Annotated in this window: 6 protein-coding genes; 5 read left to right on the top strand and 1 reads right to left on the bottom strand. The window is 67.2% G+C overall.

Annotated features, from left to right (window positions below):
* Positions 1 to 171 precede the first annotated feature (171 nt).
* The gene (locus N800_RS10175; RefSeq protein ID WP_036137936.1) at positions 172 to 1845 is read left to right on the top strand and encodes an NAD(P)/FAD-dependent oxidoreductase; all 1674 of its coding nucleotides are present in this window, start codon (positions 172 to 174) and stop codon (positions 1843 to 1845) included.
* A gap of 212 nt (positions 1846 to 2057) precedes the next feature.
* Positions 2058 to 3773 carry a hypothetical protein gene (locus tag N800_RS10180; protein WP_156962955.1) on the top strand — a complete coding sequence of 572 codons (1716 nt, stop codon included), beginning with the start codon at positions 2058 to 2060 and terminating at the stop codon, positions 3771 to 3773.
* A 257-nt stretch (positions 3774 to 4030) separates the two neighbouring features.
* Here the strand turns inward: N800_RS10180 and N800_RS10185 are convergent, their stop codons facing one another.
* Entirely contained in the window at positions 4031 to 7723 is a 3693-nt protein-coding gene (locus N800_RS10185) for an indolepyruvate ferredoxin oxidoreductase family protein (RefSeq protein ID WP_036137940.1), read from the bottom strand.
* Positions 7724 to 7921: 198 nt separating this feature from the next.
* Here N800_RS10185 and N800_RS10190 point away from each other — a divergent pair, with 198 nt between their 5' ends.
* The 3 genes from N800_RS10190 to N800_RS16450 all read left to right on the top strand — a co-directional run bounded on the left by N800_RS10190 (position 7922) and on the right by N800_RS16450 (position 12810).
* Positions 7922 to 8551 carry a tetratricopeptide repeat protein gene (locus tag N800_RS10190; RefSeq protein ID WP_036137942.1) on the top strand — a complete coding sequence of 210 codons (630 nt, stop codon included), beginning with the start codon at positions 7922 to 7924 and terminating at the stop codon, positions 8549 to 8551.
* A gap of 96 nt (positions 8552 to 8647) precedes the next feature.
* A complete protein-coding gene (locus tag N800_RS10195; RefSeq protein ID WP_036137944.1) occupies positions 8648 to 9844 on the top strand; it encodes an EAL domain-containing response regulator in 1197 nt (398 codons plus the stop codon).
* A gap of 8 nt (positions 9845 to 9852) precedes the next feature.
* On the top strand, positions 9853 to 12810 hold the full coding sequence (locus tag N800_RS16450; protein ID WP_156962956.1) for an ATP-binding protein: 2958 nt from the start codon (positions 9853 to 9855) through the stop codon (positions 12808 to 12810).
* Positions 12811 to 12834: the final 24 nt, after the last annotated feature.

Below are 12834 nucleotides of genomic sequence, written 5' to 3' on the forward strand. Positions count from 1 at the left end.
TGCCCAGGCCGGTGCGCTGTGGGCGGGCACGGGGCGCAGGGGCACCGCACGTCGCGGCCCGATACCCGGCTTTGGTGCGGTGCCCCTGCACCCCATGCCCCGACGGGCTGAGGGTGGCCCCCGCGTGCTCAGACCCTAAAATGGCGATCCGAACACCCCGGCTACGCCCCCATGCTCCGCATCACTGACCTCAAGCTGCCTTTGGACCACCCGCCCGAGGCGCTGGAGGCGGCGGTGCGCGCCCGGCTGGGCCTGCGCGCGGACGAGCCGCTGACCGTGCACGTGTTCCGGCGCGGCCACGACGCCCGCAAGCGCGGGGACATCCAGCTGATCTACACGCTGGACATCGATACGCCGCGTGCGGCGGAGCTGCTGGCGCGAGAGCAGCCGGGTGCAGGCGGCGCAGCGCCCGCGGTCGCGCCGGCCAAGGGCGCGCCCAAGCTGAGCCCCACCCCCGACACCACCTACAAGCTGGTCACCCACGCCCCCGACGGCCTGACCGAGCGCCCCATCGTGGTCGGCTTTGGCCCGTGCGGCCTGTTCGCCGCGCTGCTGCTGGCGCAAATGGGCTTCCGCCCCATCGTGCTGGAGCGCGGCAAGGCCGTGCGCGAGCGCACCCAGGACACCTGGGGCCTGTGGCGCAAGCGCGAGCTGACGCCCGAATCCAACGTGCAGTTTGGCGAAGGCGGCGCCGGCACCTTCTCCGACGGCAAGCTGTACAGCCAGATCACCGACAAGGAACACCGCGGCCGCAAGGTGCTGCGCGAGTTCGTGCTGGCCGGCGCGCCGGAGGAGATCGAGTACGTCAGCAAGCCGCACATCGGCACCTTCCGCCTGGTGTCGATGATCCAGAACATGCGCGAGCAGATCCTGCGCCTGGGCGGCGAGATCCGCTTCTCCGCGCGCGTGGACGACGTGCTGATCGACACCGACGCCGATGGCGTGCGCCACGTGCGCGGGGTGAAGCTGTCCGACGGCAGCGAGCTGCGCAGCGACCACGTGGTGATGGCGCTGGGCCACAGCGCGCGCGACACCTTCGCCATGCTGCATGCGCGCGGCGTGCACATGGAGGCCAAGCCATTCTCCATCGGCTTCCGCATCGAACACCCGCAGTCGCTGATCGACCGCGCGCGCTTCGGCCCGCAGGCCGGCCACCCGCTGCTGGGCGCGGCCGACTACAAGCTGGTGCACCACGCCAGGAACGGCCGCGCGGTGTACAGCTTCTGCATGTGCCCCGGCGGCACCGTGGTGGCCGCGACCAGCGAGCCCGAACGCGTGGTCACCAACGGCATGAGCCAGTACTCGCGCAACGAGCGCAACGCCAACGCCGGCATCGTGGTGGGCATCGAGCCAGCGGACTACGCCGACTACGACGACAGCGGTTCGCCGCTGGCGGGCGTGGCGCTGCAGCGGCACTTCGAGTCGCTGGCATATGAGCTGGGCGGGCGCACGTATGACGCGCCGGGGCAGCTGGTGGGCGACTTCATCGCCAACCGTGCGTCGACGGCGTTTGGCGAAGTGCAGCCGTCGTACAAGCCGGGGGTGCACCTGACCAACCTGGACAGCGCGCTGCCGCGCTATGCGATTGATGCGATCCGAGAGGCGTTGTCGGCGTTTGGAAAGCAGATCAGGGGGTTTGATCGCGCCGATGCGGTGCTAACTGGTGTAGAGACGCGGACGTCGTCTCCAGTGCGCATCACCCGGGGCGATGATCTGCAGAGCCTCAACACGTGTGGGCTGTATCCGGCGGGCGAAGGTGCGGGTTATGCCGGTGGCATCCTGTCGGCGGGGGTGGATGGCATTCGTATTGCGGAGGCGGTGGCTCGGCACATCACGCAGCTGTGAGATAAACAGTTTTCAACTGCGAAGAGGTGTCAAGTTGCTTTTCCGTTCCGGACAAATTTGGTTCGCGCAGCGATTCTTCGCTCAAAGCCACGAAACGCCTCTCGGATTGCCTCAATCACGCTGACTAGAGGTCGGTGACGACGTAGATGGAGTAGTCCAGGTAAGTTTGGAGGCATTACCCTAGACCATCCGCTCCAAAGGGACATTCGCGCATGTCAATCGAGAATGCACTCGAGAACTTTGTCAGCTCAAAGGAACCGGGTGCGCTTGTACTGCAGGGTAAGTGGGGGCTTGGAAAGACATACTTTTGGCGCCGCCGCGTCGTCGAGCGCTATCTAGCTAAGCCTTGGCGGAAGAAATATTCATACGTTTCACTGTTTGGTATCGGCTCCCTCAGTGATATGAAAGTCGCCGTTTATCAGGCGACTCAAGAGTTCGATCACGACCTTCGTCGAAAGTGGTGGCGATGGATTCATCCCCAGTGGATCTGGTGGCGGATTCAATCATTTTTGCCCATCGCTCTCGACGTGGCTGATATACCCTACCTTCGAACAGGCCTTGCAAAGTCCTACGACGCGCTCAGCTACTACTTGGTCAAAGGCCGCTTGATCTGCTTCGACGACATTGAGCGTCGAGGGGAAGGCTTACCTATGCTCGACTTCCTTGGACTAGTTTCACAACTGGTGGATAAGCAGGGTTGTCGGGTTGTGGTGATCCTCAACACTGGTGGCCTCAACGCGACTGATCAGAAGGTGTGGGACGACAACAAAGAGAAGGTTTTCCACGGTGAGATGACGTATGCGCCATCAATTGAGCAAAGCATCGATCTAGGACTTGAAACGTACTCCGGCGAGACTTGGTATCCCATCGCACGCAAGGCGCTCAGCGATCTTCGTGTCTCAAATATTCGGATAGTTCAGAGAACCGGACGACACGTGAAAGCGGCTCTAGACTCAGCAGGGAAGCGCGAGCTCTATCCCAGAACTATTGAGAGCATCGTCCGAGTATTGGCCCTCTTGACGTACGCGCACAGCGGGCAGGCGGAAGGCGCGCCACCGCTTGACTTCGTTATGCGCTCTGGACCATTCGACATGGCGCTCTACTCAATGTCTGACAAGAAGGACAGGACGGAGAAAGAACTCGCGTGGATGCAATTGATAAGTGACTATCAGATCTTCGTCGGAGATGAATTGGATAAGGCGCTCTGCCAGATGGTCATCAATGGATACCCAGACCCTGCGTTGATCGCATCGGAGGTCGACGCTTACCAAAGTAATGTCGAGTTAGAAAGTAGTAAGGAAGCATTTGAAAAAGCATGGTCGCTTTTTCACGACACCCTTGCGGAGAATCAAGAAGAGCTGGCAGACGCCCTGGAAAAAGCTTGGCCGCCAGTCTCGCACGTCGAGCGTGCGCATAACCTTCAGTCCACGGTGCGTTTACTTCGTTTGCTGGGTCGGCCAGAGGTCGGTAGCAAGTTCATCAAGGCGTGGATCGAACAGCGAGGCGGCGAGAGACTAGGCGACCTCGACGAGGTCGCTATGTTCGGGCCAATCGATGATCCTGAGTTGGTAGAAGCTATTAGGCAAGCCCAGCTCAAAGCGCCTGTCGTGATGGATCTGAAGGAGGCGCTGGAGCTGCTCGGTTCAAGTGGTGGCATAAGCGATGCCGCTATCCAATCCGTCGCAAAGAGCACGCCGGAACGGATCGCGAGCGTTCTTACAGAGCACGCAGGCGCAAAGGCAAGGCGAGCGATAAAAACAGTTCTCGATTTCGGGACAGGTAATCCTTTGTGGGCAGAAGCCAGGCAGAAAATGCGACAGGCCTGCGAAGAGATTGCGAAACGCTCTCCGCTTTCTGCAGAGCGCATGAGCCGCTATGGGGTGACACTCAGTGCTAGCGGTCCAGATGCCAAGAATCAAATGAACTGAGGCGACATTGCGTCGCCCGAAAATCTGGCGTTAGTCGGCCGCATTTGCCACTCGTCGGACGGCCCAAGACAAGAAGCCCCGCCAATGGCGGGGCTTCTGCTTTTCAACTCAACCACCTGCCATCAGGTGGGAGGGTGTGGGTGCTGTGTCGCGCAAGAGCCGGCCATGGATGGCCGGCGGCCCGACTCCGCGCAGGATTGCGCGGACGGAGGGTCGGCGCGGCACAGTGCCCGCGCCCTCCCACCGTGCGACAACCCTTACGCCACCTTCACAATCCGCAACGGATTATCCCACTCCTTCAACAGCGCCGCCTCACGCACCTTGGCGTCATGCAGGTGCTGTTCCTTGACGTGCCCATACCCACGGATGTGCTCCGGAATCGAAGCAATCTCCGCCGCCAGATCCACGTTGCCGCGGTCCAGCTTCGGCAGCAGCCCTTCCACCGTGCGGATGTAATCGGCAATCAACTGCCGCTCCATCTTCCGCTCCTCGGTGTAGCCGAACACGTCCAGCTTGGTGCCACGCAGCTTGCGCAGCTTGGCCAGCCACTTGAACGCCGTCAGCATCCACGGCCCGTACTCGGCCTTGACCAGCTGCCCGTCCGCGTTCTTCTTCGCGAACAGCGGCGGCGCCAGGTGGAACTTGAGCTTGTAGTCACCGTCGAACTGCTGCTGCACCCGGCGCAGGAACTCGCCGCTGGTGTACAGGCGCGCCACTTCGTACTCGTCCTTGTACGCCATCAGCTTGAACGCGTAGCGCGCCACGGCCTCGGTCAGGTCGGTGCTGCCCGGCGCCTTGGACTGCTCGGCGTCGCGCACGCGGTTGACGAAACCGGCGTAGCCCTTGGCGTACTCGGCGTCCTGGTATTCGGTGAGGAACGCCACGCGGCGCGCGATCAGCTCGTCCAGCGAACGCGACAGGCGCTCGTCGTCCAGCGGCAGGAACGCGACGTTGTCGCCGCCGGCGTTGCTGGGCAGGTGGCGCAGCTCGTCCTCGTTGCGCACCGCGCGCGGCGCGGCGTTGGCGCCCCACTCATGGCCTTCCCACTCGGCCGGCGACAGCATCGGCAGCGCATGCGGGGTGGCCTCGGCGGCGGTCTGGGCGTTGCGGATCAGGCCGGCGGCCTCGGCCACCGCATTCGGGTCGATGACCGCCAGGCGGCCCCACGCGAACGCGGTCTTGTTCATCTCCACCGCGGCGCCGTTGAGCTCGATGGCGCGCATCAGCGAGTCCATCGACAGCGGCACCAGGCCCTTCTGCCAGGCATAGCCCAGGATGAACAGGTTGGTGGCAATCGCGTCGCCCATCAGCGCGGTGGCCAGCTGGGTGGCATCCACCGCGTGCAGGCCTTCGCCGCCCAGCGCGCCGTTGATCGCGGCGACGATGTCGGTGGCCGGGAACTGCATGTCCGGGCGGGTGGTGAAGGTGCCCGGCATGGCCTCGTAGGTGTTCAGCACCACCTGCGCGCGGCCGCTGCGGATCTTCGACAGCACCCAGTAGTCGTTGACCACGACCATGTCGCAACCCAGCACCAGGTCGGCCTCGCCGGCGGCGATGCGCACGGCGTGGATGTCATCGGGCGACTTGGCGATGCGGATGTGGGTGGTGACCGCGCCGCCCTTCTGCGCCAGGCCGGTCTGGTCCAGCACGGTGGCGCCGCGGCCCTCCAGGTGGCCGGCCATGCCCAGCAGCGCGCCGATGGTGACCACGCCGGTGCCGCCCACGCCGGTCAGCAGGATGTTCCACGGCTGCGACAGGTCGCTGGCCACCTGCGGCAGCGGCAGGTTGGTCAAACGATCCTTCGCACCCGAACCCTTCTTCTTGCGCAGGCCACCACCTTCGACGGTGACGAAGCTGGGGCAGAAGCCGGTGGTGCAGCTGTAGTCCTTGTTGCAGTTGGACTGGTCGATCTCGCGCTTGCGGCCAAACTCGGTTTCCTTCGGCAGCACCGACACGCAGAACGACTTCTTGCCGCAGTCGCCGCAGCCTTCGCACACCAGCGAGTTGACCACCACGCGCTTCTGCGGGTCGACCATCTTGCCGCGCTTGCGGCGGCGGCGCTTCTCGGTGGCGCAGGTCTGGTCGTAGATCAGCACCGAGGTGCCCTTCACTTCGCGCAGGCGCTTTTGGATGGCGTCCAGGTCGGCGCGGTCGTGGAACTCCATCTCCGACGGGAACAGCTCGCGCTTGCTCCACTTCGCGATGTCGTCCGACACCAGGATGATGGTGTGCACGCCCTCGCTGCGCACCTGGTGGGCGATCTGCGGCACGGTCAGGGTGCCGTCCACCGGCTGGCCGCCGGTCATCGCCACCGCGTCGTTGTAGAGGATCTTGTAGGTGATGTTGACGCCGGCCGCGATCGACTGGCGGATGGCCAGCGAACCGCTGTGGAAGTAGGTGCCGTCGCCCAGGTTCTGGAACACGTGCGGGGTGTCGGTGAACGCCGCCTGGCCCGCCCACGTCACGCCTTCGCCGCCCATGTGGGTGAAGGTGTCGGTGTTGCGGTCCATCCACGTGACCATGTAGTGGCAGCCGATGCCGCCCAGCGCGCGCGAACCGTCCGGCACCTTGGTGCTGGTGTTGTGCGGGCAGCCGGAGCAGTAGTGCGGCACGCGCGGGAACTGCGCGCGCGGCAGGGCCAGTTCGGATTCCTTCTCGGCCATCCAGCGCAGCACGTTCTGGATGTGCTCGCTGTCGTGGAACTTCTGGATGCGGCGGCCGATGACGCCGGCGATGGTGGCCGGGGTCAGCTCGCCGGTGCTGGGCAGGATCCACTCGCCGGCCTCGTCGTACTTGCCGACGATGCTCGGGCGCTGGCCCGGCCAGTTGTACATGTACTCCTTCATCTGCCGCTCGATGAAGGCGCGCTTCTCCTCGACGACGATGATGTCTTCCAGGCCTTCGGCGAAGGCGCGGATGCCCACCGGCTCCAGCGGCCAGGTCATGCCGACCTTGTACACGCGGATGCCGAGGTCGGCGCAGGCCTGCTCGTCCAGGCCCAGGTATTCCAGCGCCTGCAGCACGTCCAGGTACGACTTGCCGGTGGTGACGATGCCCAGGCGCGCGCGCGGCGAGTCGATCACCACGCGGTCGAGCTTGTTGGCACGGGCGAAGGCCTGCGCGGCCTTCACCGCGTACTTGTGCAGGCGCATCTCCTGGTTCATCGGCGGGTCCGGCCAGCGGATGTTGAGCCCGCCCTCCGGCATCTCGAAGTCGTCCGGGGTGATGATCTGCAGCGCCATCGGGTCGACGTCGACCGAGGCGGAGGACTCGACGGTTTCGGCGATGGTCTTGAAGCCCACCCAGCGGCCGGTGAAGCGGCTCATCTCCCAGCCGATCAGGCCCATCTCGAGGATGTCCTGCACGCCGGCCGGGTTGAGGATCGGCATCATCGCGCTGACGAACTCGTCCTCGCTGCCGTGCGGCAGGGTGGAGCTGCGGCAGGCGTGGTCGTCGGCGGCCAGCGCCAGCACGCCGCCGTAGCGGCCGGTGCCGGCCGCGTTGGCGTGCTTGAACACGTCACCGCAGCGGTCCACGCCGGGGCCCTTGCCGTACCACATGCCGTACACGCCATCGACCTTGGCGCCGGGGAACAGGTTGGTCTGCTGGGTGCCCCAGACCATGGTGGCGCCCAGGTCCTCGTTCAGGCCCGGGGTGAACTTCACGCCGGCCTTTTCCAGGTGCTTCTTGGCGCGCCACAGCTCCAGGTCGAAGCCGCCCAGCGGGCTGCCGCGGTAGCCGGAGATGAAGCCACCGGTGTTCAGGCCGTTGGCCTCGTCGCGCAGGCGCTGCATCAGCGGCAGGCGCACCAGGGCCTGCACGCCGCTCAGGTAGATGCGGCCCTTTTCCCGGCTGTACTTGTGCTCGAGGGTGTAGTCGGTGTCGACCACACTGTTGGTCAGGGCGGTGTTCGCCGAGGACGGCGAGCTGAGTTCGGCGGTGCTGGTCATGCGTGGCTCCGGGCGCGGCGGGGGCCGGCGGGGTGGCTGCGGGGGCGGCGAATGCGGCGTCGGGGGCGTTGCGGGGCAACGGGCCGGTCGTGCAAAACCGGACAATTGTACCAGCGACTAAAGTCTCAACCGGGCAAAATGGCCCGGCCCGGGACCGTACCGGGTACGATGGTGATTGCTTTACAGGGGGAAATAACCATGCGAATCCGTGGTTTGCTGCTTGCGGCCAGCCTCATGGCCGCTGCCGGGGCGCAGGCGCAGGCGCTGCCCAAGACTGCCGAGTTCTACTTCGAGGCCGATGCCTTGGCGGTGAAGCCGATCGTGGCGGTGCGCGAAACCGGCGACGCCGCCACGCAGAAGCTGGTACGCGCCATCCAGCGCAATCCGCGCGCCGTGGCCGAACGCGCGCAGCTGGCGCACATCGCGATGGAGGCCGGGCGCGTGGAGCTGGGCCGTCAGCTGTATACCGACGCCCTGGCGCTGGTCACGCCCAGCGACGGCCAGTACCGGGCCCTGCTGTGGAATTACGGCTGGGACCTCTACCGCTCCGGCGATGACGAGGCGGCGCTGACGCAGTGGCTGCAGCTGGTGTCCGCGCGCAACTCCACCGCCAGCTGGATCCCCACCACCCTGGCGATGGTGCTGTGGTCGCTGGAGCGCAAGGAGGAGGCCGTGCAGTGGTACGCCGCCGCCGTGCGCACCGAGCCCACCCAGTGGATCAGCACCACCCGCTACGCCGAACTGCTGCCGGAGTGGAAGGAATCCGAACGCGCCACGCTGGCCGAAGTGCACGCTGCCTGGGTAGCCAATCCACCCACCTGGCCGTGACCCCGCCCGGGCGCGGTTGATCCGTCGCCCGGGTGTCTCGCGTTGTGACGGCGGGCACGCTACAGTCGAGCGGGCGCACCCAGCACCGAGGAACGGATGTCCCTGTCGGCCTTGAGCGTCATGGTGGTCGAGGACCACGGCTTCCAGCGCCGGATGGCGTTGCGCCTGCTCGCCGAACTGGGTGTCACTGACGTTCACCAGGCCGCCGATGGTGCCGGCGCGTTAAGCCAGCTGGACGGCCTGGACCGGATCCCGGACGTGGTGATGGTCGACCTGGACATGCCGGGCATGGACGGCATCGAATTCATCGGCCACGTCGCGCAGCGCCGGCTGGCCCGCGCGGTGGTGGTGGTCAGTGCCCTCGATGCGGCGCTGCTCAACACCGTGCAGACCATGGCCCACGCCTACGGCCTGCGCGTGCTGGGCAGCGTGGAGAAGCCGCTGACCCTGGACAAGCTGGCCGTCGCGCTGGAGGACTATGTCCACGGGCCGCACGACGATGTCGCTGACGAGCCCATGGAGATCAGCGCCAGCACCATCCGCGAGGCGCTGGCCGCCAACGAGATCACGCCGTGGTACCAGCCGCAGGTGGAGTTCGCCAATGCCCGCGTGGTCGGGGTGGAAGCCCTGGCACGCTGGGTCCGCGCGGATGGCCACGTGGTGCCTCCGACGCATTTCATCGGCCTGCTGGAGCGCGAGGGCCTGCTTGAGGCACTGACCGACCACATGCTGGTCCAGGCCTGCCGCGACAAGCGTCGCTGGGACGAGCAGGGCCTGCACCTGACGCTGTCGGTGAACGTGTCGCCGACCTCGCTGACGCTCAACAGCGCCGCCGACCGCTACCAGCGCCTGGTGGAGGCCGAGGGCGTGGACCCGGCCGACGTCATCCTGGAGATCACCGAGAGCTCGGTGATGGCCGATGCCGCGCGCGGACTGGGGGTGATGGCGCGCCTGCGGCTGAAGGGCTTCGGCCTGTCGATCGATGATTTCGGCACCGGCTGGTCGTCGCTGGCGCAGTTGTCGCAGGTGCCGTTCACCGAACTCAAGATCGACCAGGGGTTCGTATCGGGCGCGCACAAGCAACCGCGCAAGCGTGCGGTGGTCGAAGCCAGCCTGGACCTGGCGCGCAAGCTGGATCTGAAGGTCGTGGCCGAGGGCGTGGAAAGCATCGAGGACTGGCGGATGCTGGCCGAACTGGGTTGCGGCATCGCCCAGGGCACGCTGATCTCGCGCCCGGTGCCGGCGGCACTCGTGCCAGATGTAGTGGCGCACTGGCGGCGGCCGGGGGCCTGACGGGCGACGTGGCCGGGTTCCTCGCCAGGCTCAGTTTCCGTCACCAGCTCTGGGCGTTGTTCGGCCTGTTCCTGCTCACCGGGGTGAGCGTGCTGGTCATCGACGAGGTGGCGCAGTACCGCGCGCGGCAGTCCTTGTTGATCCTCAAGGACGATTCGCTGCGGCGCATGGCCGTGCTCAAGCGCGTGTCCGACGCCTACGGCCTGGACATCGTCGACACCACCTTCCGCGTGCGCAACCACCTGATCCCGTGGCGCGAAGGCGTGGCGACGGTGGACGCGGCGCGCGTGCACATCGACGGCGAATGGGCGTTGCTGGCGGCGTTGCCGCAGGACGAGCGCGAGCGAGCGCTGCTGGACGAGGTGGCCGCCGCGCGGGTGCGCGCTGACCAGGCGGCGGTGAAACTACGCGGCATATTGGTGCGGCAGGACATCCGCGCATTGGGCCGCTTCGCCGACAGCGAACTGTACCCGGCGATCGACCCGGTGACCCGCCGGATCAAGGCGCTGTCGGACCTGGCGCAGGTGCGCGCCGATGCGCTGGTGGCCGCCGACGTGCGCCGCAACCGGCTGGTGAGCGCATTGCGCGTGGGCCTGTCGGTGCTGGCGTTGCTGGCCGCGGCGCTGATTGGCCGGCTCGTGTTGCGCAATGCCTACCGTGGGGTGGAAAGCCTGACCTGGCTGGCGCGGCGGATGCACGCGCACGACTTCGACGCGCAGCCGCAATACCAGCCCCGTGGTGAGCTGGCCACGGTGATGGATGCGTTCGTCGACATGCGCCGCAACGTGGTGGCGTTTGAAGAGCGGCTCACCGAGAACCTGCGCCAGGTCGAACGCACCCGCGCCGAGTTGGCACGGCGCGAGCGCTTCCTCAGCTCGCTGTTGGCCGCGGCGCAGGCGGCGATCCTAGCGGTGGACCGCGACGGGCGCTGGACCGTGTTCAACCCCTTCGCCGAACGCATGCTCGGCTGGCGGGCCGACGACATCCTCGGCAAGGTGGTGCGCTACGGCGGCCAACCGCGCCCGGACGACGGGCCGCTGCTGGTGCCGCCACAGGAGATCGAGCGCGTCGCGGCGCGCCTGGGGCAGATGCTCAGTCGACCGGTGCCCACCGACTGGCGCGCGCTGGAGGCGTTGGCCTCGCTGCGCCTGCCCCCCGGCGAGGCGCTGCTGCGCCACCGCGACGGCCACCTGGTGCCGGTGCTGATCGCGCTGTCGCCGGTGGACGACGAACACGGCCGTGCCGCCGGCGTGATTGCGGTGGCCACCGATCTCACCCAGTTCAAGCAACTGGAACAGGAACTGCGCGACAGCGAGGCGCGCGCGCAGCATGCCAGCGAGGCCAAGTCCTCGTTCCTGGCCGCGATGAGCCACGAGATCCGCACGCCGATGATCGGCGTGACCGGCATGATCGAGGTGCTCGCGCACTCGCAGCTGGATGCCGACCAGCGGCGCGCGCTGAACGTGATCCAGGAGTCGTCGCAGTCGCTGCTGCGGATCATCGGCGACATCCTGGACTTCTCCAAGATCGAAGCCGGCCGGTTGGCGCTGGTGCCCGAGCCCATGAGCCTGCCGGCGCTGGTGCGCAGCACGGTGGCCAACTACCTGGGCTCGGCGTCGAGCAAGGGGCTGGCGCTGGAATGCCACATCGACCCGAGGGTGGCGCCGGCCTACCGCGCCGACCCGCTGCGATTGCGGCAGATCCTGGCCAATTTCCTGTCCAACGCGATCAAGTTCACCGAGGCCGGGCGGGTGGACGTGGCGCTGGAATGGCTGGGCGCGGACATGCCGGAAGTGGGCGAAGGGCTGGGCGCCGACCAGCTGTGCCTGCGCGTGACCGACACCGGTATCGGCGTGGGCGTCGAGCAGCAGCAACACCTGTTCGAACCCTTCAGCCAGGCCGATGGCGATACCACGCGCCGCTTCGGCGGCACCGGGCTCGGGCTGGCAATCTGCCGGCGGTTGGCCGAGCTGATGGGCGGCGCGGTCAGCATGCAGAGCGCCGCGGGCAGCGGCACCACCCTGCGCCTGCAGGTGACCTTGCCGCGCGTGCGCGCGGAGGACCTGCCAGCGACGCCGGCGGCCAAGGCCACGCACGAGGGCTTCACCCCGCGTCCGCTGCCGAGCGTGGAACAGGCGCGACGCGAAGGTTCGCTGGTGCTGCTGGTGGACGACCACCCCATCAACCGCATGGTGATCGCGCGGCAGCTGGCCCTGGCCGGCTATGCCAGCGAGGCTGCCGAGGACGGCCTGCACGGCCTGGCGCGCTGGCGCGCGGGCGGTTATGGACTGGTGCTGTCGGACGTGCACATGCCCGGCCTGGACGGCTACGACTTCGCCCGCGCGATCCGCGAGGAGGAGGCGCGCAGCGGGCGGCAGCGCATCCCGATCGTGGCCCTTACCGCCTCGGCGCTGAAGGGCGAGGCCGAGCGCTGCATCGCCGCGGGCATGGACGACTACCTGGCCAAGCCGGTGAGCGTGCCCACGCTGGCGGCGTGCCTGCAGCGCTGGTTGCCGGGCACCGCGCCCGCGGAGTTCCCCGCCGGCACGGAGCCAATGCCGACGGAAGAGGGCGCCTTGTCGGCAACTGCGGCTCCCGCGGCGGGCGTGACCCCACAGCTCGACCATCCCCCCGCGCTCGACCCCGCCGTGCTCGCCGACCTCACCGGCGGCGACGCCGCGGAGACCCGCAGCGTGCTCCACGACTACCTGGCCAGCGTCGACCATGACCTGGGCGCATTGTTCGCCGCGCGCGATGCCGGTGACCTCGTGGCCGTCACCCGCGAGGCGCACAAGCTGAAAGGCGCGGCCCGGCTGGTCGGCGCGCAGGACCTGGCCAAGGCCGCCGGCGAACTGGAGGATGCCGCCCGCCAGGGCGGCTGGGCCGAGGCGCGGGTGTTGGCAGCCCACGTCGAGACCGCGGTGCAGCACCTGCACCTGTTCGTGCGCGAGCGCTACCCCGAGTAGGTCGCGATCCGCCGATCGTCGCAA

Origin of the sequence: Lysobacter daejeonensis GH1-9 (genome assembly GCF_000768355.1) — a bacterium.
Lineage (GTDB): Bacteria > Pseudomonadota > Gammaproteobacteria > Xanthomonadales > Xanthomonadaceae > Aerolutibacter > Aerolutibacter daejeonensis.